26 protein-coding genes and 1 pseudogene are annotated in these 24,486 nt (G+C 61.5%); 19 read left to right on the forward strand and 8 right to left on the reverse strand.

All coding sequences use genetic code 11. The features are described from left to right. The first annotated feature begins 34 nt into the window (after nucleotides 1-34). The 9 genes from AC0L3H_RS17105 to AC0L3H_RS17145 all read left to right on the forward strand — a co-directional run bounded on the left by AC0L3H_RS17105 (nucleotide 35) and on the right by AC0L3H_RS17145 (nucleotide 7,001). Nucleotides 35-955: a DMT family transporter gene (locus AC0L3H_RS17105; RefSeq protein ID WP_473513577.1), complete on the forward strand. Its 921-nt coding sequence runs from the start codon at nucleotides 35-37 to the stop codon at nucleotides 953-955. A 61-nt stretch (nucleotides 956-1,016) separates the two neighbouring features. Continuing rightward, nucleotides 1,017-1,526 carry a molybdopterin-guanine dinucleotide biosynthesis protein B gene (gene mobB, locus AC0L3H_RS17110; RefSeq protein WP_473493228.1) on the forward strand — a complete coding sequence of 170 codons (510 nt, stop codon included), beginning with the start codon at nucleotides 1,017-1,019 and terminating at the stop codon, nucleotides 1,524-1,526. 234 nt (nucleotides 1,527-1,760) lie between these two features. Further along, nucleotides 1,761-2,543, forward strand: coding sequence for an ABC transporter substrate-binding protein (locus AC0L3H_RS17115; protein WP_473586255.1), 783 nt, complete (start codon nucleotides 1,761-1,763; stop codon nucleotides 2,541-2,543). Nucleotides 2,544-2,656: 113 nt separating this feature from the next. Then, nucleotides 2,657-3,370, forward strand: a complete 714-nt coding sequence (locus AC0L3H_RS17120; protein ID WP_473586256.1) for an ABC transporter permease — start codon at nucleotides 2,657-2,659, stop codon at nucleotides 3,368-3,370. Then, nucleotides 3,367-4,200: an ABC transporter permease gene (locus AC0L3H_RS17125; protein ID WP_473586257.1), complete on the forward strand. Its 834-nt coding sequence runs from the start codon at nucleotides 3,367-3,369 to the stop codon at nucleotides 4,198-4,200. Before AC0L3H_RS17120 ends, AC0L3H_RS17125 begins: the two co-directional genes overlap by 4 nt. 63 nt (nucleotides 4,201-4,263) lie before the next feature. Next, nucleotides 4,264-5,133, forward strand: coding sequence for an NAD(P)-dependent oxidoreductase (locus AC0L3H_RS17130; protein ID WP_473586258.1), 870 nt, complete (start codon nucleotides 4,264-4,266; stop codon nucleotides 5,131-5,133). A gap of 8 nt (nucleotides 5,134-5,141) precedes the next feature. Then, nucleotides 5,142-5,843 (forward strand): DNA alkylation repair protein, encoded by a 702-nt coding sequence (locus AC0L3H_RS17135; RefSeq protein WP_473586259.1) that lies wholly within the window; start codon nucleotides 5,142-5,144, stop codon nucleotides 5,841-5,843. Continuing rightward, on the forward strand, nucleotides 5,806-6,384 hold the full coding sequence (locus AC0L3H_RS17140) for a GNAT family N-acetyltransferase (RefSeq protein ID WP_473586260.1): 579 nt from the start codon (nucleotides 5,806-5,808) through the stop codon (nucleotides 6,382-6,384). Before AC0L3H_RS17135 ends, AC0L3H_RS17140 begins: the two co-directional genes overlap by 38 nt. A gap of 47 nt (nucleotides 6,385-6,431) precedes the next feature. Continuing rightward, a complete protein-coding gene (locus AC0L3H_RS17145; RefSeq protein WP_473586291.1) occupies nucleotides 6,432-7,001 on the forward strand; it encodes a DUF3299 domain-containing protein in 570 nt (189 codons plus the stop codon). 11 nt (nucleotides 7,002-7,012) lie between these two features. Here the strand turns inward: AC0L3H_RS17145 and AC0L3H_RS17150 are convergent, their stop codons facing one another. The 4 genes from AC0L3H_RS17150 to AC0L3H_RS17165 form a co-directional block, all read right to left on the reverse strand. After that, nucleotides 7,013-7,504, reverse strand: a complete 492-nt coding sequence (locus AC0L3H_RS17150) for an Lrp/AsnC family transcriptional regulator (protein ID WP_006333679.1) — start codon at nucleotides 7,502-7,504, stop codon at nucleotides 7,013-7,015. Nucleotides 7,505-7,623: 119 nt separating this feature from the next. Further along, the gene (locus AC0L3H_RS17155; protein WP_473493233.1) at nucleotides 7,624-8,241 is read right to left on the reverse strand and encodes a uracil-DNA glycosylase family protein; all 618 of its coding nucleotides are present in this window, start codon (nucleotides 8,239-8,241) and stop codon (nucleotides 7,624-7,626) included. A 14-nt stretch (nucleotides 8,242-8,255) separates the two neighbouring features. Continuing rightward, nucleotides 8,256-8,867, reverse strand: a complete 612-nt coding sequence (locus AC0L3H_RS17160) for a glutathione S-transferase (RefSeq protein WP_473586261.1) — start codon at nucleotides 8,865-8,867, stop codon at nucleotides 8,256-8,258. A gap of 139 nt (nucleotides 8,868-9,006) precedes the next feature. Further along, a complete protein-coding gene (locus tag AC0L3H_RS17165; protein WP_473586262.1) occupies nucleotides 9,007-9,630 on the reverse strand; it encodes a thermonuclease family protein in 624 nt (207 codons plus the stop codon). Nucleotides 9,631-9,705: 75 nt separating this feature from the next. Between AC0L3H_RS17165 and AC0L3H_RS17170 the strand changes: the two genes are divergently transcribed. Continuing rightward, a complete protein-coding gene (locus tag AC0L3H_RS17170; protein WP_473493236.1) occupies nucleotides 9,706-11,226 on the forward strand; it encodes an ATP-binding protein in 1,521 nt (506 codons plus the stop codon). Nucleotides 11,227-11,246: 20 nt separating this feature from the next. Here the strand turns inward: AC0L3H_RS17170 and AC0L3H_RS17175 are convergent, their stop codons facing one another. After that, nucleotides 11,247-12,242: a nicotinate-nucleotide--dimethylbenzimidazole phosphoribosyltransferase gene (locus AC0L3H_RS17175; protein WP_473586292.1), complete on the reverse strand. Its 996-nt coding sequence runs from the start codon at nucleotides 12,240-12,242 to the stop codon at nucleotides 11,247-11,249. Nucleotides 12,243-12,425: 183 nt separating this feature from the next. Between AC0L3H_RS17175 and AC0L3H_RS17180 the strand changes: the two genes are divergently transcribed. Then, a complete protein-coding gene (locus AC0L3H_RS17180) occupies nucleotides 12,426-12,659 on the forward strand; it encodes a DUF1289 domain-containing protein (RefSeq protein WP_027151770.1) in 234 nt (77 codons plus the stop codon). A gap of 7 nt (nucleotides 12,660-12,666) precedes the next feature. Next, nucleotides 12,667-13,371 (forward strand): TIGR02281 family clan AA aspartic protease, encoded by a 705-nt coding sequence (locus AC0L3H_RS17185; RefSeq protein ID WP_473586263.1) that lies wholly within the window; start codon nucleotides 12,667-12,669, stop codon nucleotides 13,369-13,371. A gap of 4 nt (nucleotides 13,372-13,375) precedes the next feature. Here the strand turns inward: AC0L3H_RS17185 and dusA are convergent, their stop codons facing one another. Further along, complete coding sequence (gene dusA, locus AC0L3H_RS17190; protein ID WP_473586264.1) at nucleotides 13,376-14,368, reverse strand: tRNA dihydrouridine(20/20a) synthase DusA; 993 nt, start codon at nucleotides 14,366-14,368, stop codon at nucleotides 13,376-13,378. 117 nt (nucleotides 14,369-14,485) lie between these two features. Here dusA and AC0L3H_RS17195 point away from each other — a divergent pair, with 117 nt between their 5' ends. Further along, nucleotides 14,486-14,584 (forward strand): hypothetical protein, encoded by a 99-nt coding sequence (locus AC0L3H_RS17195; RefSeq protein WP_473586293.1) that lies wholly within the window; start codon nucleotides 14,486-14,488, stop codon nucleotides 14,582-14,584. On the opposite strand, the gene AC0L3H_RS17200 is transcribed toward AC0L3H_RS17195, so the two are convergent. After that, entirely contained in the window at nucleotides 14,552-17,398 is a 2,847-nt protein-coding gene (locus tag AC0L3H_RS17200; protein ID WP_473586265.1) for an ATP-binding protein, read from the reverse strand. The two genes, AC0L3H_RS17195 and AC0L3H_RS17200, sit on opposite strands and share 33 nt — an antisense overlap. A gap of 198 nt (nucleotides 17,399-17,596) precedes the next feature. Here AC0L3H_RS17200 and AC0L3H_RS17205 point away from each other — a divergent pair, with 198 nt between their 5' ends. The 6 genes and pseudogenes from AC0L3H_RS17205 to AC0L3H_RS17230 all read left to right on the forward strand — a co-directional run bounded on the left by AC0L3H_RS17205 (nucleotide 17,597) and on the right by AC0L3H_RS17230 (nucleotide 22,819). Continuing rightward, nucleotides 17,597-18,871, forward strand: coding sequence for an epoxide hydrolase family protein (locus tag AC0L3H_RS17205; protein ID WP_473586266.1), 1,275 nt, complete (start codon nucleotides 17,597-17,599; stop codon nucleotides 18,869-18,871). 33 nt (nucleotides 18,872-18,904) lie between these two features. After that, a complete protein-coding gene (locus AC0L3H_RS17210; protein WP_473586267.1) occupies nucleotides 18,905-19,321 on the forward strand; it encodes an organic hydroperoxide resistance protein in 417 nt (138 codons plus the stop codon). A gap of 73 nt (nucleotides 19,322-19,394) precedes the next feature. Next, nucleotides 19,395-20,438: an alpha/beta fold hydrolase gene (locus tag AC0L3H_RS17215; protein ID WP_473586294.1), complete on the forward strand. Its 1,044-nt coding sequence runs from the start codon at nucleotides 19,395-19,397 to the stop codon at nucleotides 20,436-20,438. 19 nt (nucleotides 20,439-20,457) lie between these two features. After that, nucleotides 20,458-20,972, forward strand: a pseudogene (locus AC0L3H_RS17220) (cytochrome P460 family protein). A 105-nt stretch (nucleotides 20,973-21,077) separates the two neighbouring features. Further along, complete coding sequence (locus AC0L3H_RS17225; RefSeq protein ID WP_473586268.1) at nucleotides 21,078-21,854, forward strand: alpha/beta fold hydrolase; 777 nt, start codon at nucleotides 21,078-21,080, stop codon at nucleotides 21,852-21,854. Continuing rightward, a complete protein-coding gene (locus AC0L3H_RS17230) occupies nucleotides 21,851-22,819 on the forward strand; it encodes a quinone oxidoreductase family protein (RefSeq protein ID WP_473586269.1) in 969 nt (322 codons plus the stop codon). The genes AC0L3H_RS17225 and AC0L3H_RS17230 overlap by 4 nt, the downstream gene beginning before the upstream one ends. A 105-nt stretch (nucleotides 22,820-22,924) precedes the next feature. Here AC0L3H_RS17230 and AC0L3H_RS17235 read toward each other — a convergent pair whose 3' ends face one another. Then, nucleotides 22,925-24,478 (reverse strand): C69 family dipeptidase, encoded by a 1,554-nt coding sequence (locus AC0L3H_RS17235; RefSeq protein WP_473586270.1) that lies wholly within the window; start codon nucleotides 24,476-24,478, stop codon nucleotides 22,925-22,927. Between the last annotated feature and the right edge of the window lie 8 nt (nucleotides 24,479-24,486).

Here is a 24,486-nt window from a genome sequence, read left to right on the forward strand (position 1 = left end):
AGAGGCTTGATGCAGGACCACAGTGGTAACGCCTTTGCTTTTTTCCCCAAATCTTCGCGGTGCACTTTTCATGGTGGTGGCGATGAGTGGTTTCACCCTCAACGACGCGATCACCAAAGTCGCGTCGGAATCCATGAACATGGCGCAGGTCATGCTGATCCGCGGCGCCTTCGCTTCGCTTTTCGTAGGCCTGCTTGCCTGGCAACGCGGTGCGCTTGCCGTGCCCGGCTCGATGCTGCAGCCGATGGTGGCGATACGCGTGATCGGCGAAGCCGGCGCTACCGCGTCGTTTCTCATCGCCCTTGCCCATCTGCCGATTGCCAATGTCTCGGCCGTGCTGCAGGCGCTGCCGCTGGCGGTGACGATGGGCGCAGCACTTGTGTTCAAGGAAGGCGTCGGCTGGCGGCGCTGGCTGGCCATCGCCATCGGCTTTGCCGGCGTGCTGATCATCGTGCGGCCCGGCTTCGAGGGGTTCAGCATCTATTCGCTGCTGGCACTGGCCTGTGTCGCCTGTTGTGCCGTGCGTGACCTCGCCACCAAGCGGATACCGCAAGCCATTCCGACATTGCTGGTGTCGACCACCACGGCAGTCGCCATGACCGTCCTCGGCGCGGCGCTGCTTTTGCCGATGGGCGGATGGACACCGATGACGGGGGAAAGCACGGCGTTCCTGGCATTGGCGGCAGTGCTCGTGGTCATCGGCTACCAGTTCATCATCATGGCGATGCGGGTGGGCGACATCTCGTTCATCGCGCCGTTCCGCTACACCGCCCTGCTCTGGTCGATCCTGCTTGGCCTGTTCATCTTCGGCGACGTTCCTGACCTGCCGATGATCCTCGGCGCCAGCATCATCGTCTGCTCCGGCCTCTACGCACTTTACCGCGAACGGATCGTCGGCCGGCGCAAGACAGCCGCCGAAAGCGCTGGACCTGATATGGCGCCGGACGGCATATAGGCTTGCCATTCGCCACGAGTGACCTTGTCCGTGTCGAGGGTCTGTTGCAGAGCATGAAGCCATGATGAGACGCGTCTTCGGTATCACCGGCTGGAAGAATTCCGGCAAGACGACACTGACCGAAAAGCTGGTCGCCGAACTCGTCCGGCGTGGCTGGAAAGTCTCGACGGTAAAACACGCCCATCATGCCTTCGACATCGACAAACCGGGGGCGGACAGTTTTCGCCATAGGCAGGCCGGGGCCACTGAAGTCGCCATCGTGTCGGACAGGCGCTGGGCGCTGATGCACGAATTGCGCGGCGAGGACGAGCCGACGCTGGATGCGATCCTGTCTCGGCTCGGCACCGCCGACATCGTGCTGGTCGAAGGCTACAAGCGCGAGGCGCACAGCAAGATCGAGACGCGGCGGATGGAGGCCAAGGACTGGGCACCGCTTTCGGCAAATGATCCGCACATCGTCGCCATCGCCGCCGACTTCGCCATAGCCGACGAAAGCCTGCCTGTCTTCGATCTCGACGACACCAGATCGATAGCCGACTTCATCGAGCGCGCGACAGGTTTGACGCGCTGAGGGTACTGCCGAAGAAGCATCGGCCGCCCCCTGTTTCCTCGTTGCCCCCCTGTTTTCCTCGGTTGTTTGCCTGCCGCAACGTCAGCATTGTCCGGCAATGCGAAACCCGCAAGCAACGGTTTTACAGTTGCTTTTTCTTGGGAAAGAATGGGAGTATCGCGCCAGCGGGCGGTCGACAGAACCGCCCAAAGAGCCGTTTGGAACGACGGCCGGGAACATACAGAGAGGACTCTCATGCGTACTGCACTGCGTATAGCGCTCGCCGCCTCGGCGGCGCTGCTGACCTTGGGCGTTGCCCAGGCTCAGGAAAAAACCTTGAAGATCGGCACGGAGGGAGCCTATCCGCCGTTCAACAACCTGACCGCTGATGGCCAGCTCGAGGGCTTCGACATCGATATCGCCAAGGCGCTTTGCGACAAGATGAAGGTGACGTGCACTTTCGTCGCGCAGGATTGGGATGGCATCATCCCGGCACTTCAGGCCGGCAAGTTCGACGCCATCGTCGCCTCGATGTCGATCACGCCGGAGCGTGCCGAGAAGGTCGACTTCACCAACAAATACTACAACACGCCGCCGGCGATCGCCGCGCCCAAGGACAGCGATATCAAAGGCGTGACCAAGGAGGACCTGGCCGGCAAGACGATCGGCGTGCAGGCGGCCACCACCCACTTCAATTATTCAACCAAGACTTATGCCGACAGCACAATCAAGCCGTACCCGACCGCGCAGGAATACCAGCTCGATCTCGCCAACGGCCGCGTTGATGCGGTCAACGACGACATCACCGTCATCGAAGGCTGGCTTGCCACGCCGGACGGCGCCTGCTGCAAGCTGATCGGCGCGATCACACCCGACATCGAGATCCATGGTCCGGGCGCTGGCATCGCGGTACGCAAGGGCGACACCGCGTTGGTCAATCAGTTCAATAAGGCGATCGACGCCATCCGCGCCAACGGAAAGTACAAGGAAATCAACGACAAGTACTTCAAGTACGACGTCTATGGCGGCGAGTCCTGATCCTTCCGGGTTGACGGCGAACGGCGGGACATCCCCGCCGTTTGCGCAAGGCGCGGCGCGCCAGGGCTGACGCCGCGCTCTCAAAAAAAGCATAGAGGAGAACAGGCAGGCGGATGCAAAGCGTTTGGACGCTGCTCAGTTGGGGAGCCGAAGGCTGGCTCGACGACATCGCCTATGGTGTTTTCATCACCGTTTTGCTTGCAGCCGCGACCCTGCCTCTCGGTCTGGTGATCGGCTTTCTGGTTGCGCTGGCCAAGCAATCCAACGAGCCGTCGCTGCGGCTGGCCGGCAATATCTACACCACGATCTTTCGTGGATTGCCTGAACTGCTGACCCTGTTCATGATCTTTTACGGCGCACAAATCGGCATCCAGCAATTGATGCGCCTGGTTGACCCGACCGCCGCGGTCGAAGTGAATGCTTTTGTTTCCGGCATGATCGCGCTCGGCGTCGTCTTCTCGTCCTACGCCAGCGAGGTCTTCCTCTCGGCATTCCGCGCCATCCCGAAGGGACAGTATGAGGGCGGCTATTCGGTTGGCCTGTCTGGCTGGCACACGATGCGCCTTGTGGTGCTGCCGCAGCTTATCCGTATCGCACTGCCGGGTCTTGCCAATCTGTGGCTCATCCTTCTCAAGGATACCGCCCTGGTTTCCGCCATCGGTCTTACCGACATATTGCGGCAAGCGGGCGTCGCCGCCCGCGTCACCAAGCACGCCTTCCTGTTTTTCGGTGTTGCCGCGCTTATTTATCTGCTCCTCGCCATCATATCGTCTTTCGGCATCAATGCGATCGAACGTGCGGTCGGCCGCCAGCAGGTGCAGCGATGAGTGCGGCAGCAGCCGACGTGGCGAGGAAGGTCGAAAAACCGCCAGCAATCCCGCACGGCTGGCCGCGCCAACGTATTCTCGGCTACGCGCTGGTCTGTATGTGGATAGCTTTTCTCGCCGGGATTGCTGCGTACCTCATCGTCGCCTGGAACGGCGAGCTTTTCGCGAAATATGCGCCATCCTATGTGACAGGGCTAGGTGTGACGCTTTTGCTGGTCGCCATCTCGATCGTGCTTGGCGCGGTCCTGTCGGTGCCGATCGCCTATGCCCGCATGTCGAAAAACCGGTTTCTTTCAGGTCTTGCCTACGCCTATGTCTATTTCTTCCGCGGCACGCCGCTGCTGGCCCAGACCTTCCTTGTCTATTACGGCGTAGGCTCGTTCCGGCCGCAGCTCGATATGATTGGCCTCTGGGTTTTTTTCCGGGAGGCGTTCAACTGCGCAATCTTCGCCTTCTCGCTCAATACTGCCGCCTATCAGGCTGAAATCCTGCGCGGCGCGATCGAGAGCGTGCCCAGAGGCCAGTGGGAGGGCGCCGCCTCGCTCGGCCTGCACAAATTGCAGACGATGTGGAAGATCATCCTGCCGCAGGCACTGATCGTGGCGCTGCGTCCCTACGGCAACGAGATCATCCTGATGATCAAGGGCTCGGCGATCGTAGCCATCATCACCGTCTATGATCTGATGGGCATCACCAAGCTCACCTATTCGCGCACTTTCGACTTCCAGTCCTATGTCTGGGCGGCGATCATCTATCTGATCATTGTCGAGATACTCCGCCACGCGGTCGAATGGATCGAACGACGCATCACCATCCATCTGCAACGCTGACTCCCATCGCCTTGCCTGATCCGCTAAGAAGGCCGGAAAACAGGATTGAAGGGATTCGAAAAAATGGCATCGGTGGCATTTCTCGGTCTTGGCGTCATGGGCTATCCAGTGGCCGGACATCTCAGGAACAAGGGCGGCCACGACATCACCGTCTACAACCGCACCAAGGCAAAGGCCGAGCAATGGGTTGCCCAGCATGGCGGCAGTGTTGCCGACACGCCGGCTGAGGCCGCCGACAGCAAGGACTTTGTCTTTTGCTGCGTTGGCAATGACGATGATTTGCGCGCGGTGACGATCGGAGCCGAGGGTGCGTTCCAGTCGATGAAGAAGGGAGCCATCTTCATCGACAACACCACGGCCTCGGCTGAAGTCGCGCGCGAACTGGCGGAGAAGGCGCAAGTTCGCGGTTTTTCGTTCCTCGACGCACCGGTCTCCGGCGGTCAGGCCGGCGCCGAAAACGGCATCCTGACCGTCATGGTCGGCGGCGAGCAGAAAGCCTTCGAGCAGGCGAAGCCTGTCATCGATGCCTATGCCCGCATGGTCGGGCTGATGGGCCCGGCCGGCTCCGGCCAACTCACCAAGATGATCAACCAGATCTGCATCGCCGGCCTTGTCCAAGGGCTGGCCGAAGGCATTCATTTCGGCAAGAAGGCCGGGCTCGACATCGAAAAGGTCATCGAGGTGATCTCCAAGGGCGCGGCCGGCTCATGGCAGATGGAGAACCGCCACAAGACGATGAATGCCGGCAAATATGATTTCGGCTTCGCCGTCGACTGGATGCGCAAGGATCTCGGCATCTGCCTGGCGGAGGCCGACCGCAACAGCGCCAAGCTGCCGGTGACGGCACTTGTCGACCAGTTCTACAAGGATGTGCAGGGCATGGGCGGCAAACGCTGGGACACGTCTTCGCTGCTGGCGCGATTGGAGAAGTAGGTTTTGTCGTGGCCGAGCTTTCGCCTCACTCCAGCGCCGAGGAGATTGTCGCCCATCTGCGCTCGATCGGCTCGCAGGAGAACCGCCTTGGCATGCTGCGCTACGGCATCAAGATCGAACGTGCGCTCGGAATCTCGCATGGCGTGCAGAGGCAGATTGCCAAGAAAATCAAGCGCAACCATGAGCGTGCCTTCGAACTATGGCAGTCGGGCATAATGGAAGCGCAGTTCATCGCTTCCGTCACAGCCGATCCGAAGCGGTTTTCTGCTGCGGATGCAAGACGATGGGCGGCGACTTTCGACTCGTGGGATATCGTCGACGGCGTCTCCGATCTCTTTGTCGATACGGATTGCTGGAAGGAGCTGATAGAAGAGTTCGCGGCCGACGAACGCGAGTTCGTTCGACGCACGGCCTTTGCCATGATGGCCTGGTCGGTCGTCCACCGGAAGAAGGAGCCAGAGACGACCTTCCTCGACTTCCTGCCGATCATCGAAGCGCACGCCGCCGATGCCCGTAATTTTGTGAAGAAGGCAGTGAACTGGGCGCTTCGCTCTATCGGCAAGCGGTCGATGAATTTGCACGGCGCTGCCCTTGCCCTGGCACAGAAGCTTGCCGGATCGACCGACAAGACGGCGCGCTGGATCGGCAAGGACGCTGCACGGGAGCTTTCCGATGCCAAGACGCTCGAGCGGCTCGCCAGGAAAGGCTGACCGGAGCCAGATCCGCTTCACCGAGGTGACGCGATCCACGCGCGCCGATTTCGAAAACCTGTTCGAGCAGGCGGGCGGCCCGAAATATTGCTGGTGCATGGCCTGGCGCCACCTCGAAAACCGCGAGCACGCGTCCAACGATGAGCGGAGACGGGCCATGATGGCGCTCATCGAAGCCGGCACGCCGGTCGGTATCGTTGCCCATGCCCAAGGCAACACCGTCGGCTGGTGCTCCGTGGCGCCACGCGAGACCTATCGCAAGCTGTCGCAGGCGCAGGACGACAGCGAGGCGGGCGTCTGGTCGATCGTTTGCTTCTATGTGCTGAGGGCGTCGCGCGGCCGTGGACTGGCAAGCGCCCTGCTCGACGCGGCCATCGATCACGCCTTCGCCAAAGGCGCCAGGACCATCGAGGCCTATCCGGTCGACCAGGCATCGCCGAGCTACCGTTTCATGGGCTTTCGAGAGATGTTCGTGGCCCGCGGATTCCATGAGATCGGCATGGCCGGCTCGCGCCGGCATGTGATGCGGCTCGAACGTTGACGCTGTCGGCGACGGCAGCTTTACTCCTGTCAAATGGAGAGCACACGGTGAGCAATCGTTTCAAATCGACAGCGGCGCTGGCGGCCGTGCTGATTTCCATAGTGGCGGGCAGCGCTTCCGCCGAAACCGCGCGCATATTCTGGAAGGACCTGCGCCCGGCGACCCAGCCCGCTGCCGAAAGTGTCGGATTGCCGATGGTCGCGGCAAAAATGCCTGACCGTGGCGAGACGCTGTCTGTCAATTTGCGAGACAAGGCCATCCAACTGGCGGGCTACGCGCTGCCGCTCGATCGCGACGGCGATCTCGTCTATCAGTTCCTGCTGGTGCCGTGGACAGGGGCGTGCAGCCACATGCCGACGCCGCCGCCCAATCAGATCGTCCTCGTCACGCCCGCCCGCCCCTACAGAATGTCGCAAGCCTATCAGCCGGTTGCCGTGACCGGCGCGCTGGAGCCGGGCATGGAGAAAAGTCAGCTCTTCATCCTCGACGGTGTCAGCGTGATCCAGTCGGGTTACACCGTACGCAAGGCGGAGGTGACGGATGTCGATCTCGTGCCGGACACGATCACGCTACCGGCAAACTCGCCATGGAGTTTCCTCAACAAAAAGAAGAACTAAGCGAAAACTCCTCAGGCCGCGTTGGCGCCCGATTCCTTGTCCAGAACCATGTAGTCGAGCGGCATTTCTGTCGTGTATTTGATCTGTTCCATGGCAAACGACGACGAGACGTCGCGGATCTCGATCTTGGCGATCAGCCGCTTGTAGAAGGCGTCGTAAGCAGCGATGTCGGGCACCACCACGCGCAGGAGATAGTCGACGTCGCCGCTCATCCGGTAGAACTCGACCACTTCCGGAAATTCCTGGATGACCTCCGAAAAGCGCCGCAGCCACTCATGGCTGTGCGAATTGGTGCGGATCGACACGAACACGGTGACACGCACATTGACCTTTTCATGATCGAGGATGGCGACGCGCCGCTTGATGACGCCTTCCTCCTCGAGCTTCTGGATGCGCCGCCAGCAGGGCGTGGTCGACAGTCCGACTTTCTTGGCGACATCGGCGACCGCGAGCGTCGCGTCCTCCTGCAAGAGGCGGAGGATTTTTCTGTCAAGGCGGTCCATTTGGGTGCTCCCACGGGATAGATCAGGAATAGATTGGCTATAGTCCTTCTTATTTGGGCCGATCACAAGAAAGAAATTCTGTCAGATGGCGCAAAAGCGAGTGATTTCTTGCTTACGCGTCAGCCGAGGCGATAGCGGATTTCCGATCTCAGAAACGGCAGCAAATCCATTTCAAACCACGGATTGCGCTTCAGCCAGCCGGTGTTGCGCCACGACGGATGCGGTAGCGGCAGCACTTTCGGGATGGTGGGCGCATCCCAGATGGTGCGCCAATCCATCACCGTCTCGGTCAGCGAGGGCCGGCGCGCGGCGCCCATGTGCCAGGATTGCGCATAGATGCCGATCGTCAGCACCAGATCGATATGCGGCATCAGCGCCATCAGCGGCGCACGCCAGGCCGCTGCACATTCGCGGCGCGGCGGCAGGTCGCCGCCCTTGGCATCCTGGCCGGGAAAGCAAAAGCCCATCGGCACGATGGCGAATTTTGTCGTGTCGTAGAATTCTTCGCTGCTGACGCCCAGCCAGTCCCGCAACCGATCGCCGGAGGCGTCGGTGAACGGCATGCCTGACATATGCACCTTGGTGCCCGGTGCCTGGCTGGCAATCAGGATACGGGCGCTCGACGACGGCCTGAGCACCGGGCGCGGCTCATGCGGCAGCGGCCGGCCGACCGGGTTTTCGACGCAGATTCGGCAGGCGCGCACCCTCGCCGCGAAGTTTTCCAGCTCTTCACTCATGCCTGGGGCCATTCTCAGGCGGCGGCGCTCGGCCGGCTGGAGATCGCCTGATGCCAGCGCAGCACGTTGGCACAGTCTTCCGGCACCTTGATACGCGCCGGCTTCATGAAGTCGATGGCGATCAGCCCGGTGATGTCGGCGATCGAATAGGCGTCGCCGGCAACGAATTCGCGGTTCGCCAGTTCGTCGTCGAGCAGTTTCAGGAATGCAACGGCTTTCGGCTTGTTGGCCTCGCCCCATTCGGGAATTTGCGGGATCTCCCATTCCTTCATCGCCGGATGGACGTGTCGGAACGCGGCGCTGACGCAATTGAGCAAGTTGAGCTCCATCCGTCTCTGCCACATCTCGACCAGCGCTTTGCCGAGCGCGCCGCGGCCGAACAACGCCGGTTCCGGGTGCAGTTCCTCGAAATAGCGGCAGATGGCGACGGATTCGGTGATGATGGTGCCGTCGTCGAGTTCGAGCACCGGCAGGCGCTGCAGCGGGTTGCGCAAACTGACCGGCTGCTCTTTGTGCTCCAGCGCTCCCATGTCGACGGGCACCAGCGGAACCTCAAGCCGCTTTTCAGCGAGAAAGACGCGAACCCGCCGTGGATTGGGCGCCCGGCCGCCGTCGAAGAGTTTCATCCATCCTCCTTTCGCACCGGCCCGACGGCCGGAATCGATTGCCGGAAAGCACGACGCGAAGATTAAAAAAATCTCAGCGCATGGCTTGTGCGTCCGACTGGACGCACCTCGCTCTGTTGCAACACTATAGGGTTGACCATCACCAGAAGCGAAAAATTTCTCGCAAGCCATCGCCGATCGAAGCCAAGCGACCGTGCTTTCTTTCGACCACTTCGTGATCGCGGCTCTCGCGCCAATCGTGCGGCTCGTCGAAAGTGCCGGCCCAGATGCCAGCCTTGCCTGATCGGGCAGCGGCCTCCTCGGTTTCAAAATCGCCATAGGCAACTGCCCAGCCGGCCTCGACTTGGGCGCGGTTGAGATCCTTGCCGCCGGCGTTGCAATCGCCGAGCAGCCGGCGGTATCGGTCGCGCTGCCAGCCGGTGCAGGAGACGGGTTTGCCTGAGATCAGACGCACCAGCGACTGCCGCGCCAGCTTGCCGCAGGGATAGTCGGCGCCGTCCTTGCGGCAGATCTGCGAATATTCTGGCGCATCAATGCCGCGCATGCGGATACGCTCGGTACCGAGCGTGATCGTATCGCCGTCATTGACGACGGCGGCACCCTCAGCCTTGCGCGTCTCGATCCGATCAAGGCGCGCCGCCAGAAGGATCAGCAGACCGAGGACAAGCATGGCCAGTGCGTAGTCCACCAGCCGGCGCCAAAGGCTTCGCGGCCGCGGCGGGACGTATCGCAGTCCCGGCCGCCGCGACCACGAACGGCTCATATGGCAAACCGTTGGTTAATCATTCGAACGTAGCTTAACAATTTGAAACCGCTGCCCGCATAAGTTGAAGTCTCCATGCCCTCGCAACGTTCGACCACAGCGGACAAGTTTATTGTGGACCGCCGGAAACCCCATCGCAACAGCGATGTGGCGCGCGCGGTGCGCAAGACGCGCGACCGTCTTTCGCAGCAGGCCGGAAATCCTGATTTCGACCGGGAGCTTTTGAAACTCCACGCCCGTGCGATGATAGGCGGCGCGATCATAGTTCCGCTTCTCGTCCTGGCGACCGCCGCGACCGGTCTGTTTGCTGGCGTCGGAAAGGCAATTGGCGTCTGGGCGCTTCTTATACTCATCTGCTACGCCATCGTCGTGTTCATGGCGAGGCGCGTCGACCGAACGGAAGCTGCCGAACTCAACCCGCTGCAAACGCACCGTGATTTCCTGATAGGCCATTTCCTTTGCGGCCTGGGCTGGGCCTGGTTTGCCTGGCTCGGTTGCGACACCTGCCAGGTCGACCAGTTCCAGTTGATCAAGGGTGTGGTGCTGCTGCTTGCCATGGCGGCGACGGCGATCACAGCGTCATCGTTGCGCGGTGCGTTGCTGGCGACTTTCGCCGTTCCAGTGGCCGCCTACGCCTATGCCGGCGCCAGGCAGTGGATGCCGGTCGAGTTGATCATGGCCGGGTTGCTGATTGTCGCGCTGCCCTTCTTCGCCTATGTGGCGCGCCGCCTCAATCGCTCGTCCTTGATGCTGCTCTCGTTCCGCTCCGAAAAGGACGCGCTGATTGCCGAATTGGATACGGCGAAATCGATGTCGGACGAAGCGCGCCGACGGGCGGAGGACGCCAACCTGGCAAAGTCGCGGTTTTTGGCCTCGATGAGTCATGAGTTGCGGACGCCGCTCAACGCCATTCTCGGTTTCTCCGAGGTGATGGCGAACGAAGTGCTCGGACCGATGAGCAATCCGACCTATCGCGACTATGCTCGCGACGTCCATGACTCTGGCCAGCACCTGCTCGACCTGATCAACGAAATCCTCGACCTGTCGCGCATCGAAGCGGGCCGCTACCAGCTCAACGAAGAGCCGATGCTGCTGCTTTCCGTCGTCGAGGATTGCTGTCACATGATGGAGCTGAAGGCGCGCAACAAGGACATCCGCATCGTCCAGGATTTCGAAAACGCCTTGCCGCGCCTGTTCGCCGACGAACGCGCGGTGCGCCAGATCGCTCTCAATCTTTTGTCGAACGCCATCAAGTTCACCGGAACTGGCGGCGAGATCCGCGTGCGCGTCGGCTGGACGGCGGGCGGCGGCCAATACTTCTCCGTCAAAGACAATGGGCCCGGCATTCCGGAAGACGAGATTCCAGTCGTGCTGTCCGCCTTCGGCCAGGGCTCCATCGCCATCAAGAGCGCCGAGCAAGGCACCGGGCTTGGCCTGCCGATCGTCCAAAGCCTGCTCGCCATGCATGGCGGCGAGTTCGAACTGCATTCCAAACTGCGCGAAGGCACCGAGGCGATCGCCATCTTTCCGTTGAGCCGGGTGATGGAGGAATTGCCGGCGCTGCCGACCAGGGCCGTTGCTGCGCGCCGGCGATAGACGCTTCCGGCGATAGACGCTTAATGAAGCGCCGCTGCCATGCCCGAGGCGGTGAGCGCAGCGGCTTTGACCAGACCGGCCGCAAGTGCCGCCCCTGCCCCCTCGCCGTGGCTGACGCCGAGATCGAGCACCGGGCGCATGCCGAGCTGCTCGGCGGCCCGAGCATGCGCAGGCTCTGGCGACAGGCTGGCGAGCAGGCAATGGTCGAGCGCAGTGGCGTCGGCGGCATGCAGCGCCGCCGCAGCGGCTGTCGCCACAAATCCATCGAGCAGGACGGGGATCTTCTGTGTCCGGGCGGCGAGGATGGCGCCGGCAATCGCTGCGAGCTCACGGCCGCCAACCCGGCGCAACGCTTCCAGCGGGTCCCTGAGACCTGTGCCGTGGAAGGCTAGCGCGGCATCGACCACTTCCGCCTTGCGCACCCGCATCGATGCATCGGCGCCCGATCCGGATCCGACCCAATCTGCGCCACTGCCGCCGAACAATGCGGCAAGCAAGGCTGCGGCAACGGTGGAATTGCCGACGCCGAGGTCGCCAAGGCAAAGCAGATCGGCGCCGCCGGCGATCGCCTCCATGCCGAAGGCCATGGTGGCGGCACAGCCGCGCTCGTCGAGTGCTGCATCCTCGGTGATGTCGGCGGTTGGAATGTGCAGCGCAAGATCGAACACTTTCAGCCCGAGATCATTGGCGATGCAGATCTGGTTGATCGCCGCACCCCCGGCCGCACAAAGCTCGACGGCGTTAGCCGTGGCAGCGACAGGCCGTGGCGAAATGCCGTGGCGAGCGACGCCGTGATTGCCGGCGAAGATCGCCACCAGGGGCCGGTTCACTGCCGGCGGCGCGCGGCCGCTCCAGGCGGCCAGCCAAGCCGCGATGTCCTCGATGCGGCCGAGCGAACCCTTGGGTTTGTCGGCCTTGGCAAACAGCGCACGGACGCGGGCTTCGGCTGCCGTGTCGGCCCGTGGCAGGGTCGCCAGAAGATTGCGAAAATCGTCGAAGGGCAGCGCGCTGGTCATGTCGTTGATCATCGTTCCCGGAGTTGGTGAGCGGCATAGCCGCCTTGCTCGGCCGGCACAACTGCCTGCCTTGACGCGAAAGCGGCTGCCGGCGGCGCATTCCGGAGGGCTTGCATTGGCGTTGCCGTTACACCATGTGGAGGCGAGACGAGGGATTCCTGACGGAACCCTGAGAGAATAAACATGACGGCCATCGAATCCCCATGCGTGCTGGTCTGTTCGATCGATATGAAAACCGGCTTCTGCTTCGGTTGCGGCCGCACGCGCGAGGAAATCGGCGCCTGGATCGAGATGACCCCTGAAATCCGCCGCAGCGTCATGGCCGAGCTGCCGGCCCGGCTGGAAACGGTTGAGCGCAGACCGCGCCGCGAAACCCGCCGCACCCGCCTCGCGCGCGAACGCGACGCTCTCTCGTGAGCCACATATGAACCGGGTTTTCTGGGTTTTTATGATCCTGATCGGGGTAGGCGTTGTCCTGCTTATGCTTAACGATTCCGCCGGCAGCACATTCGGCGTCGACAATGACGATTTCAGCCGGCTGATCTGGCTTGGCGCCCTGGTCGCGCTCATCGGCGCCGGCCTGCTCAGATCGGGCAGGCCCTTGGGCACGATGGCCCGCAGCCTGGGCACCTGGGCCGCCATCGTGCTCGCACTGATCGCCGGCTACCAGTACCGTTATGAATTGCAGGATTTCGCCAGCCGGGTAACGGCCGGCCTTGTTCCCGGCAGTCCACTGGCGTTGGGCCTTGAGGACGGCCGTGCCACGGTGACCCTGGACAAGGCCGGCAATGGCCATTTCGAAGCGCGCATCCTGGTCAACGGCACGCCGGTCCGGGCTGTGGTCGATACCGGCGCAACCAGCACCGTCTTGACCGCGCAGGACGCGCAAGCGGCCGGCTTCAACCCAGCCGCTCTCAATTTCACCATACCGGTTTCCACCGCCAACGGCATGGCGCGCGCCGCCGCCGTGAGAACCGACGAATTGGCGATCGGCGGGATCGTGCGCAAGGACATGCCGGTCATGATCGCCGCGCCCGGCATGCTCGGCCAGAGCCTGCTCGGCATGAATTTCATCGGCTCACTGTCCGGTTTCGACGTGCGCGGCGACCGCATGATCTTGCGCGATTGAACAGTCAGGCGGCTTCCGCGTCCGTCCCGCTAAAATCGACGGCAGCGAAAGCCGCCTTCAGCACATCCGGTCCGGCGCCGGGCCTTGTCACATCGGTCGAAAGGATCTGCCGGTAACGGCGCGCACCGGGCAGACCGTGGAACAGGCCGACCATGTGACGGGTGACATGGCCAAGCCGCCCGCCCCGCTCAATATGGCGTGCCGCATAATCCGCCATCGCATCGATCAGCGCGGCAAAATCGAACGTTTTGGGCTTCTCGCCGTAAAACGCCGCGTCGACGCCTGCCAGAATGCCCGGCGTATGATAGGCGGCGCGGCCGAGCATGGCGCCGTCGACATGATCAAGGTGGTCAAGCGCCTCTTCAAGAGATTGAATGCCGCCGTTGATGCCGATGAATTTATTTGGTTTTTTGGCGTTCAGCCGATACACCCTGTTGTAGTCGAGCGGCGGGATGTCGCGGTTTTCCTTCGGGCTCAGCCCTTCCAGCCACGCCTTGCGGGCATGCACCCACAGCGCGTCGGCGCCGGCCGCGAAAACCCCGTCCGCCAGCGCATCGAGCGCCGGCTCAGGATCCTGCTCGTCGACGCCGATGCGGCATTTGACGGTGACCGGAATGCCGACAGAAGTCTTCATCGCCGCGACGCAATCGGCGACCAGGTCCGGTGCCTTCATCAGGCAGGCGCCGAACGTACCCGACTGGACGCGGTCGGACGGGCAGCCGACATTGAGGTTGATCTCGTCATAGCCGAACGCTTCGCCAATGCGGGCCGCCTCGGCAAGCTTCTGCGGATCGGAGCCGCCGACCTGCAACGCGACCGGATGTTCCGTATCATCGAAACCAAGCAAGCGCTCGCGGTCGCCATGGATGACCGCGTCGGCGACGACCATCTCGGTGTAGAGCAAGGCCCGGCGCGTCAACTGGCGATGCAGGAACCGGCAATGCCGGTCCGTCCAGTCCATCATAGGCGCTATGGCCAATTTTCTGTATTTACACATAGATTTTAAACCACGAGATTGGGCGGACTGACACTGCCGGCCTCTCTGATATGTGACTCATTTCATTCTTTTTTCAAAGCGTAAGCATCAATGTCACTTCACACCGCTTTTCTGCTCATGGCACAATATAATCGTAGGGCCACCATTCCGCTCGATGAGGTCCGTCGCGATTGCCGAGCCAGACTAACTGTGCGTCGCGAGCAGACGTGCAGCTGACTTCAGATCAGCAGTATCCAAACCCTCAACGAAGCGCTCGAACCGCGGCTGGAGATGCGCCCGGGCGGTTTCGTGTTGTCTGCGATCGATCAGAAGGGTAGCCAGGTCGACCGCGGCGCGCAACTCCCACCCCCACGCGCCCCAACCCTGGCTCATTTCGAGTGACCGGCTGAAGTAGGTTTCAGCCTCGTCGCCAGACTGCACTGACGCCAAAACAAGGCGGCCCTTCACGCGCAGCAACTCCGGCATATAGCAGAGATCTCCGTTTGCCTCGACCGACAGGATCGTGTCGTCGAGCAGTGCGAGGGCCTCCGCGAGCCGGCCCGTGGCGGCAAGGCCTTGAACGAGCGCGACGTTGAGCGGAGTGGTGAGCAGTTCGTAGGGTGCTGCGTGGAGCTCCGCGAGGCTGTGTTGCAGGCTCTCGATTCCCTTTTCCGCATCGCCTCGACGAATGGCCAGTTCTCCCTTGAAGCCTCGTCCTAGCGCCAGATACGGTCCGAGCGAGTGGGGTTCCGCACGCAAGCAGAGACGGTCTATATGCTCGTCCGCGCGGTCGAGATCGCCGACCCAAAGGAACACGGAAACGGCCCAGACAAGAGCGATCGAAAGCGTCAGCGGATGGTTCAGGATCTCGGCGTCCTTGATCGTCAGCAGCGCGCGTTCCACCGCCCGATCCGGATGGCCTTGCAGCCAAAGCGTTCTTGCCAGGATCGCGCCGGCCAGGATTCTCCCGTCGAAGCCGAGATAGTTGGTCGTGGTCCGACCGGAACGCGGCCCGTATCGCAATGCTGCCGCAAGCGAGGTCTGGGCGCGAGCTAGTTCTCCATTGAGGTGAAGCGATATTCCCATCAACGAATGCGCCAATGTCGTGGAGACGGAGTCTTCCAGCGCGCCGGCAATGACGGTACAACGCTCCGCGTAGCGGAGCGCGGTCCTGAAATCTCCCGTACGCAAATGGAACATCTGCAGCGGCCCGAGAACCTGAATCTGGTCGAGCGCATCGCTGCGCTGCTCGGCAATGGAGAAGCTTCTGTTCAGCGCCTCGCGCGCTGCGTCCCTTCCCCCGTGCGTGAACATCAGGGAAACTCCAAGGGCCGCCTGAAGGTGCATCTCCTCGCGTCCGCTGCGCATGGAGTCGTCGAGAGCGAAAATTGCCCGGGAGCTCCAGCGATGGCACTCGGTGAGCAAGGACATCGACAGGAAAAGCGGAGCAGCGGCGGCGGCAAGACGAATGCCGAGCTTGGCATCCCCGTTGGATCCGAAACACCAATCCAGAGCCCCACGCACATTGGCAAGGCCCGCGAGGTGCAGTGATCGTTGCGACGCGCTCAACAACGTAGGCCACTCATTCCCCTTATCCTCCAGCCATCGCAGACAGTAGGTCGCGTGCCGGGCGGCCAGTTCCGTGAGTTCCGCATCCTGGACCTCGAACTGAAGGGCATAAGCCCGCGTCGTATCGAGCAGTCGATATCGCATCGTTGCACCGGCTGGCCTCGCCGCGACCATCGACTTCGCCACAAGACTATCGATGGCGCTGAATACGAGCGCATCGTCCACGGTCGGGCTCGTTACTATTGTCAGCGCGGCATCGATCGAAAAATGACCGACGAAAACGGCAAGCCGGCGAAGCACCAGGCGCTCGAATTCGGACAGAAGCCCGAAGCTCCAGTCCAGAGTAGCCTGAAGTGTCTTCTGGCGCGGCGGTGCGCTGCGCTGTCCCGGCCACATGAGGGCCAGGCGTTCGTCGAGAAGCATCGCGGTCTTCTGCAGGCCGTAGCTCGCAACCCGTCCTGCTGCCAGTTCGATGGCAAGTGGTACGCCATCAAGCTTCCGGCAGATGTGCGCCACGACCCCCGCATCCGAATCGTCGAGGTCAAGACGAGCACCGCTTGCTGCTGCGCGCTCCAAGAACAGCTCGGTCGCAGGGAACGCCTGCGCGACTGCCGCGGTGGGTTCCAGATCGTCCGGCGGGTAAGCAAGCGGCGCCAGCTTGGAGACGTGCTCGCCTTCGACCTGGAGAGCCTCCCGGCTCGTCGCCAAGATGTGGGCATGCGGCGCGGAAGCGAAGATACGGGCGGCCAGGTCTGCCGCCGCGTCTATGACATGCTCGCAGGTATCCAGGATCAGGAGGATTCTCTTGTCAGCCAGGTATGTGATGAGAGCGGACGTGGCGTCGTCAGACTGAAGCGACAGGCCCAGCATCGAGGCTACAGTCGGCGCAACCAGGTTGGGATCATTCAGCGCGCCAAGATCGACGAAATGCACAGCGCCGGCAAACGCATCGACGACGTGATGCCCGGCCGCCACTGCAACGGTGGTCTTGCCGACCCCACCCGTGCCGACGATCGTGACGAAGCGCGCGGCCGCCAGCTCCGCGGAAAGTGCGGCCGTGTCGTCGGTTCGCCCAACCATGCGAGCTAGTCGGCTCGGGAGGTTGGCCTGCGGGTAGCTGGCGGCAGCCTCGCTTCGCGCATCGTTGCGACCACCCGATCGCGAGACCGACGCCACGAAGCAATAGCCCCGGCCCTTCAAGGTAGCGATGTAGCGCGCGCCGTCCTTGCCGTCGCCCAACGCCTTTCTGAGATTGGCCATGTGAAACCGCAGACTACCCTCCTCGACGGTGACGTCGGGCCAGACGTCCGCCAATAAATCCCTCTTGCTGATCACCTCGTTGGAGCGGGCAGCCAAAGTAGCCAGGATATCGAAAGCGCGCCCGCCCAGATCGACGGTGGTGCCTTGCCGCAAGAGCAGCCGTTCGCGGACGGCAAGCGTAAAGGGACCAAATGATATCGTGTCGGTTGCAGGCCCTGTCATGACACTCCCTTCGCAGCCTGCTCATGCAGGCGACCACTCACCTATCAGAACAACAAAAGTGGGGGCTTCGCTGCAAGCTGCATTCGCCGACGAGCGCTAACGTTGCATCATAATGCATAACGGGCGCTTCGGGCGATCTCCTTCTATGTGTCGAAAGCAGCAAGAACCTCTCTGCCGACGGACCCAAGGAAAACGACCATGCCCGCATCATCGCCATCGCTCACGCGACGAAGCCTGCTTGCCGCATCAGCGGCCACAGGCGCCTTGAGCCTGCTTCCAGCAATGGCGCGCGCGAGCGTCGATAGTGAAGCCGTCCGTCCCTTCCGCGCCGGCATTCCGGAGGAGACAATCGTTGATCTCCGCCGACGTCTGGCAACGACGCGCTGGCCCTTGCGGGAAACAGTTACGGATCAGTCCCAAGGCGTGCAGCTCGCAAAGCTCCAGGATCTCCTTCGATACTGGATGACTGATTACAACTGGCGGAAGGTCGAGGCGAAGCTCAATGCTCTGCCTATGTTCGTCACCGAAATCGACGGCCTCGCTATCCACTTCATCCACGTCCGGTCCCGCCATGAGAATGCTATGCCGATGATCATGACGCATGGCTGGCCCGGTTCGATCTTGGAATTCATGAAGGTCGTCGGTCCGCTGACAGATCCCACGGCCCATGGCGGCGCGGCGGAAGACGCATTCCATCTCGTCGTGCCGTCGATACCTGGCTTCGGCTTCTCCGGGAAACCGAAGGAGGCTGGCTGGGGCTCAGACCATATCGGCCGCGCCTGGGGCGTGCTGATGAGACGGCTGGGTTACGACCGCTACGTCTCGCAGGGTGGCGACTGCGGTTCGGTCATCTCCCATCGCATGGCGCTGCAGAAGGTGCCTGGGCTCATTGGCATACACGTCAACATGCCGGGGACCGTGCCGCCGGAAATTGCATCGGTGCTGGCGGCCGGCGGGCCGATGCCGAGCGGACTGACCGAGAAGGAAAGTGCGGCATTCGATGCGCTCGACACCTTCTACAAGGACAGTTCCGGCTATGCCGCCATGATGGTGACGCGGCCACAGACCATCGGCTACTCCCTGGTGGATTCACCTGTGGGTCTTGCCGCCTGGATCTACGAAAAGTTCGCGCAGTGGACCTATAGCGGTGGCGACCCCGAGCGGGTTCTGACCAAGGACGAGATGCTCGACGACATCTCGCTCTACTGGCTCACTGAATCCGGAACCTCCGCGGCGCAGATCTACTGGGAAGACCACTCCAACAATTTCAATGCCGTGGACATTGCCGATCTTCCGGTCGCCGTGACGGTATTCCCCGGCGAAATCTACTGCGCGCCGCGAAGCTGGGCCGAGCGCTGCTACCACAACCTCATCTATTTCCATGAGGCCAAGGCCGGCGGGCATTTCGCTGCCTGGGAACAGCCGGAAATCTTCACGCAGGAGGTCCGTGCAGCTTTCAAATCGCTGCGCTGATCGAAGATTCCGATGTCATACAGGATGCATGCCATGAGTACCCAAGCAAAACGACTCTACACAGCGAAGGTGCACACAACGGGCGGCCGGGAGGGCGGCTCACGCAGTTCCGACGGCAGGCTGGACATCAGGCTCTCGACGCCCGGCGGCGCGGGCAGCGGCACCAATCCCGAACAGCTTTTTGCTGCCGGTTGGTCGGCATGTTTCGAGGGCGCGATGGCGATCGCCGCGCGCAAAATGAACGTCGTGCTGCCAGCAGACCTTTCGATCGATGCGGAGGTTGATCTCAACAGCTGCGACGGCACCTTCTTTCTCAGCGCCCGGCTCAATGTGAGCCTGCCAGGGATGGATCGCAACGACGCCCGGGCCGTTGTCGATGCTGCTCATCAGACCTGTCCCTACTCGAAGGCCACGCGCGGCAACATCGAAGTCGAAATTAACCTGATCTAGTCCCTCGGTTTCGGCACTGCCGCGACTGCCCTGGAAACATGAACAAAGTAGTAGTCCCATGAACGCAATCAAAATTCCGGAAGTCGTCGACCATCATCGCCGACGCCTGTTCGGCATCGCGGCCGCGACCGTGGCGTTGGCTCAGTTAGGAGCGGTCCGAACCTCCACTGCTCAGGGCGGGACGCAGACGACATTAGCCGGCGGGACAGCATCGCGAAACTCATTCGCATCGCTGAAGCAGATCGAGGCTGGTCTGCTCACCGTCGGGTATGCCGAGGACGGCCCGGCGGATGGGCCACCCGTCATACTGCTGCACGGCTGGCCCTACGACATCTACAGCTATGTCGATGTCGCGCCGCTGCTTGCAGGAGCCGGCTATCGGGTCATCATGCCCTATCTGCGCGGCTACGGCACGACGCGGTTCCTGTCGGATGCCACTCTTCGCAACGGCCAGCAGGCTGCGCTGGCGGTCGATATCATCGACCTGATGGATGCCCTGGGCGTCGAAAAAGCGATCGTCGCCGGCTACGACTGGGGCGCGAGGACGGCAAATATCCTTGCCGCGCTCTGGCCGGAGCGCTGCAAGGCCATGGTTTCGGTCAGCGGCTATCTGATCGGCAGCCAGGCGGCCAACAAGGCGCCGCTACCGCCACAGGCCGAACTGCAATGGTGGTATCAGTTCTATTTCGCGACCGATCGTGGCCGTGCCGGCTATGCGCAATACACGGACGACTTCGCCAAACTGATCTGGCGGCTCGCCTCGCCGCGCTGGAACTTCGACGATGCGACCTTCGCCAGAAGCGCCGCTGCGTTCAAAAACCCCGACCACGTCGACATCGTCCTCCACAACTACCGTTGGCGGCTCGGCCTTGCTGAAGGCGAGCGCCGCTATGACGAACTGGAGGAAAAGCTTGCCAAGCGCCCGGAGATAGACGTGCCAACGATCACGCTGGAGGGCGACGCGAATGGTGCGCCACATCCCGATCCCGACGCCTATGCGAAGAAATTCTCCGGCAAGTACGAGCATCGGCTGATCACCGGCGGCATCGGGCATGACCTGCCGCAGGAGGCGCCTGATGCCTTCGCCACGGCCATCATCGATGTCGACAAGTTCTGAATGCGGATGGAGCGAGCGCATGAGACGCAATCTTGCAATTGCAGCCGTCATCGCCGTGTCGATCGCTTTCGCTATCGGCTGCGTTGAGATCGACAGCGTTCGAGCTAAGAACGCGGAGGAAGCCTCGCCGATCTATGGTGTGACGATCCCGGACGAATACCGCAAATGGGAGTTCATCGCGCCGGCCTTGGAAGGCGATCCACTCAACGAACTTCGTGCTGTCATGGGAAATACAGTAGCGATGGATGCGTATCGAGATAGCACGCTCCCGTTCCCGGACGGTACCGTCTTGGTCAAGCTCGCGTGGAAGCGAATGCAGTCGGCCGACTTCGAACCTGCATCGGTTCCTGGCGCGGCCACAACGGTGCAGGTCATGGTCAAGATTCGAAGAAATACGCCTCGAGCGGCGGCTGGGGTTTTGGCCGGTTCATTAATGGCAAGCCGGCCGACGTAGCACAGCACGAAACATGCTTCGCCTGCCACGAGGCGCGTGTCCAGGGACACGACTACGTCTTTACCCGCTACGCGCCGTAACTCGGTTCCCCACGCAGAGAAACGCCGGGGCGAGTGTGCGGCATCCCCGCCCCTTACCCTGCGCTCGGCGCAGTGAAGACCCACCAACAACGAAAGGATGATCAGATGAAAATCTTGCTCGCAGGCCTCGCAATGATCGCGGCCACGTTCGGCAACGCTGTGGCGCAGCCCGACAAACCCACCATCGTCCTGGTTCACGGCGCCTTCGCCGACTCTTCGAGTTGGAACGGTGTCGTTGAGATTCTTGAGAAGGATGGCTTTTCCGTCGTGGCGGCAGCCAATCCGTTGCGAGGCGTCAGAAGCGACGGAGACTATGTCGCCGGTGTGCTTGCCTCGATAGAAGCGCCAGTCGTTCTCGTCGGCCACTCCTATGGCGGGTCGGTGATCAGCGATGCGGCCGGAGGTCATGCCAATGTGAAGGCGCTGGTCTATGTCGCCGCGTTTGCGCCAGAGGTGGGCGAAACGGCTGCCAAAATTGCCGGAAAGTTTGAAGGCAGCACACTTGGTCCCACACTTGCTCCCCCGGTCGCGCTGCCAGGCGGTGGAAAGGATTTATACATCCAGCAGGATAAGTTCCACGATCAGTTCGCGGCAGACGTCTCCGATGCCGAGGGGAGGCTGATGGCCGCAACGCAGCGGCCGATCACGGAAGCGGCCCTCAACGAAGCCCAGACCAAGGCTGGCTGGAAGAATATCCCAAGCTGGTTCATCTACGGCGACGCGGACAAGAACATCCCGCCGCGAGCATCTGCCTACATGGCTGAACGGGCTCACGCCCGCGAAACGGTCGCAATCAAGGGCGCTTCGCACGTAGTGATGGTGTCGAACCCTGAACCCGTAGCGCGGCTGATTGAGAATGCTGCGACGGAGATATCGCGATGAAAGCCATTGTCATGAACCGCACCGGGGAACCGGATATGCTCGAATTCGTCGAGCGCTCCGAAACTGCTCCCGCGAGCGGGCAAGTTCTGGTCAAGGTCACCGCAGTGGGCGTGAACTTCATGGACATCGGCGTCCGAAAGGGCATGGCCTGGAGGGAGATATCCGATCCAAAGGTTCTGGGCGTGGAGGGTGCCGGACGGGTGCTCGCCGTGGGCGATGGAGTAGAGCATTTCCGGCCCGGGCAACGGGTTGCGTGGGTATACGCGCCGGGGAGCTATGCGGAGCGTATCACTCTTTCGGCGGACGCGCTCGTGCCGCTTCCGGACGGGATCGATGATCGCACGGCCGCTTCCGTGATGATGCAGGGGCTGACTGCCAGCCACTTCGCCACCGACTTCTATCCCGTCCAGCCCGGCGACGTGGCGCTGGTCCATGCGGTTGCAGGCGGCGTCGGATTGCTGCTCACCCAGATCATAAAGCTGAGAGGCGGGCACGTGATCGGCCGCGTCTCGTCCGCAGACAAGATCGCCGTCGCAGGAGAGGTCGGAGCAGACCATGTGATCGTGGACACCGAGGGGCGATTCGCCGAGGAAGTCGTTCGCCTGTCCGGCGGTGAAGGCGTCCATGTCGTCTATGACGGTTCCGGCCCGAAGACCTTTCAGGCTTCGCTCGACTCCCTGCGCCGCTCCGGCACCTTCTGCTGGTACGGCCCGGTGCTGGGCGGTCCCGGACCGCTCGACATCATGAGCCTGCCGAAAAGCATCAAAATAGGCTACGCAAGGTTCTTCGATCATATCCACACGCCGGCACTGCTTCGCGCCCGCATCGGCCAACTCTTCGACTGGATCGTGAAGGGAGACTTGAAGACCCGGATCGGCCGCGTTTACCCGCTCGCCGAAGCAGCATGCGCACATGCCGATATGGAAAGCCGCGCCACGACGGGAAAGCTTCTGCTCATCCCCTGAGCCATCCGGCCTTCCTCACGATACGGTTCTCGGGAGGCGTCCCTCTAAGCGGGCAATCACCTCGCTGGGTGAGCCCGGCAGACTTGCCGGGCTCACGTGTGATAGCTATTGAGGAGTAGAAGCAAGAGATTCGGGTGTCGGGCCGCACCGAATCATGTTGTATTCCAGCTTCATTGTCTCATTGCTCGGAGGTTGTGGGATTCCCTGAAGTAGCTTGGTTCTCTGTTCCATACTGCCCAACAGCGCATTCCCGAGATCGAGCGCCCTCATTGCCTGGACACTGCTATAATATGTGATCAACCTCTTCGCCGAATCGCTCTCGCCTCTTTCGAACATTCCTTCGGCCGACTGCTCCACCCAAGCTTGATCGTCGATCATATGGTTCTCGAACGCGGTGAGCGTTCCGACTACCTCGTCGTAAAACTCATCTTGTCGGCTGCATGTGTAATACAGAAGGCGCTTGTAGAGGTGGAATGCGTACTCGGTGGCCTCTTGCTGCGCATATTCCGCTGTGAGGTACTTGGAGGCTGCCCCCTTCGTCATATAGCGGTGCCAGCGGTATTCCGCGGGAATTTCGCCCACACCAATTCGCCAAGGAATGAACGGAGCTGTGACGGAACTGGTGGGCGCCACCCACAGAAGCTGCATTTCGTTGCGTACACCCTCCTTCAACTGCGCAACCTGACCGTAGCCAGCCGCGTCGTCTGAAATGACTGGATCGCGGACGGCATCCATGAACTCCCTGAGCGTGACTTTTGCCCCGAGGTTTTGAAGCTTCGACTCCATGTACTCCACCCCAGGTGAACGCATCGGGGCGGTTTGGTCACCATACACTTTATGAACATCAAATGGCTGGCCAGGCTCATACCATCCTTGCTCTGTCGCGAAGGAGATTAAGTTGGCCGAGCCCATGAAATCCTGATTGGTTTGATAATCCAGCGGGATTTCCCCAATATAGCCGGGATAGGACATTCTGACGTCATCCGGCCCCAGTCGTTCAGCAACCCACAAACCCTTCCCTCCGCTGAAGTTTATTACGACCCATCCTTCGTTCGCGTCTGCAATTAGGTGAGAATTGCCGCCGTAGTCGGAATAGCCGTATTGGTTGATCAGATCACCAATCACTTGCACCGCTTCACGCGCCGTCTTGGCACGCTCAAGGGCGATGCGTGCCAAATCACTATACTGAGGGCCCTTATGAGGATTAGGCGTCATGGCAATCAGTTCTTTTCGCGAGGGCGACCAGATGTCTCGCACCGCGACGCCATACTCATTAAGTCCGCCATTCGTCAGTGGCGGCGGAAATCCTTCGTAATCTGAGTAGTCCATTGAAATAAACGATGCCGTCTCCCCGACTTGAGGGATTTCCATCATCTCCCCAGGCATGACGGCTTCCTTGGTGACGCCGACAGAAATAGTCTCGCCTGGCGCGTGCTTCTTGCGAGGTTCTATTCTCAGCCAATGGCTAGAGACCTCCTCGCCAGTACCGCCCAAAAACACGCTTCCGTCAGCTGTACGGTTCTTCCCAACATAAAGGCCGTAACTTGCTTCGGATACTTGACAAAAAACGAAGGTTGCCGCCACTGCGCCTGCAAAAGCAGCTAAGTGTCGGTGAAGTATTGAGATCGACATTATTCCTCCGATAGACTGAGTAATCATCAGTCGCA

Source organism: Mesorhizobium sp. WSM4816, from assembly GCF_055811535.1.

What these genes read in the sequence shown, in the direction of transcription:
- mobB (WP_473493228.1), top strand. Translation starts at nt 1,017, where the DNA reads ATGATGAGACGCGTCTTCGGTATCACCGGCTGGAAGAATTCCGGCAAG.
- AC0L3H_RS17115 (WP_473586255.1), top strand. Translation starts at nt 1,761, where the DNA reads ATGCGTACTGCACTGCGTATAGCGCTCGCCGCCTCGGCGGCGCTGCTG.
- AC0L3H_RS17120 (WP_473586256.1), top strand. Translation starts at nt 2,657, where the DNA reads ATGCAAAGCGTTTGGACGCTGCTCAGTTGGGGAGCCGAAGGCTGGCTC.
- AC0L3H_RS17125 (WP_473586257.1), top strand. Translation starts at nt 3,367, where the DNA reads ATGAGTGCGGCAGCAGCCGACGTGGCGAGGAAGGTCGAAAAACCGCCA.
- AC0L3H_RS17130 (WP_473586258.1), top strand. Translation starts at nt 4,264, where the DNA reads ATGGCATCGGTGGCATTTCTCGGTCTTGGCGTCATGGGCTATCCAGTG.
- AC0L3H_RS17140 (WP_473586260.1), top strand. Translation starts at nt 5,806, where the DNA reads ATGCCAAGACGCTCGAGCGGCTCGCCAGGAAAGGCTGACCGGAGCCAG.
- AC0L3H_RS17150 (WP_006333679.1), bottom strand. Translation starts at nt 7,504, where the DNA reads ATGGACCGCCTTGACAGAAAAATCCTCCGCCTCTTGCAGGAGGACGCG.
- AC0L3H_RS17155 (WP_473493233.1), bottom strand. Translation starts at nt 8,241, where the DNA reads ATGAGTGAAGAGCTGGAAAACTTCGCGGCGAGGGTGCGCGCCTGCCGA.
- AC0L3H_RS17160 (WP_473586261.1), bottom strand. Translation starts at nt 8,867, where the DNA reads ATGAAACTCTTCGACGGCGGCCGGGCGCCCAATCCACGGCGGGTTCGC.
- AC0L3H_RS17165 (WP_473586262.1), bottom strand. Translation starts at nt 9,630, where the DNA reads ATGAGCCGTTCGTGGTCGCGGCGGCCGGGACTGCGATACGTCCCGCCG.
- AC0L3H_RS17170 (WP_473493236.1), top strand. Translation starts at nt 9,706, where the DNA reads ATGCCCTCGCAACGTTCGACCACAGCGGACAAGTTTATTGTGGACCGC.
- AC0L3H_RS17175 (WP_473586292.1), bottom strand. Translation starts at nt 12,242, where the DNA reads ATGACCAGCGCGCTGCCCTTCGACGATTTTCGCAATCTTCTGGCGACC.
- AC0L3H_RS17180 (WP_027151770.1), top strand. Translation starts at nt 12,426, where the DNA reads ATGACGGCCATCGAATCCCCATGCGTGCTGGTCTGTTCGATCGATATG.
- AC0L3H_RS17185 (WP_473586263.1), top strand. Translation starts at nt 12,667, where the DNA reads ATGAACCGGGTTTTCTGGGTTTTTATGATCCTGATCGGGGTAGGCGTT.
- dusA (WP_473586264.1), bottom strand. Translation starts at nt 14,368, where the DNA reads ATGTGTAAATACAGAAAATTGGCCATAGCGCCTATGATGGACTGGACG.
- AC0L3H_RS17195 (WP_473586293.1), top strand. Translation starts at nt 14,486, where the DNA reads ATGGCACAATATAATCGTAGGGCCACCATTCCGCTCGATGAGGTCCGT.
- AC0L3H_RS17200 (WP_473586265.1), bottom strand. Translation starts at nt 17,398, where the DNA reads ATGACAGGGCCTGCAACCGACACGATATCATTTGGTCCCTTTACGCTT.
- AC0L3H_RS17205 (WP_473586266.1), top strand. Translation starts at nt 17,597, where the DNA reads ATGCCCGCATCATCGCCATCGCTCACGCGACGAAGCCTGCTTGCCGCA.
- AC0L3H_RS17210 (WP_473586267.1), top strand. Translation starts at nt 18,905, where the DNA reads ATGAGTACCCAAGCAAAACGACTCTACACAGCGAAGGTGCACACAACG.
- AC0L3H_RS17225 (WP_473586268.1), top strand. Translation starts at nt 21,078, where the DNA reads ATGAAAATCTTGCTCGCAGGCCTCGCAATGATCGCGGCCACGTTCGGC.
- AC0L3H_RS17230 (WP_473586269.1), top strand. Translation starts at nt 21,851, where the DNA reads ATGAAAGCCATTGTCATGAACCGCACCGGGGAACCGGATATGCTCGAA.
- AC0L3H_RS17235 (WP_473586270.1), bottom strand. Translation starts at nt 24,478, where the DNA reads ATGATTACTCAGTCTATCGGAGGAATAATGTCGATCTCAATACTTCAC.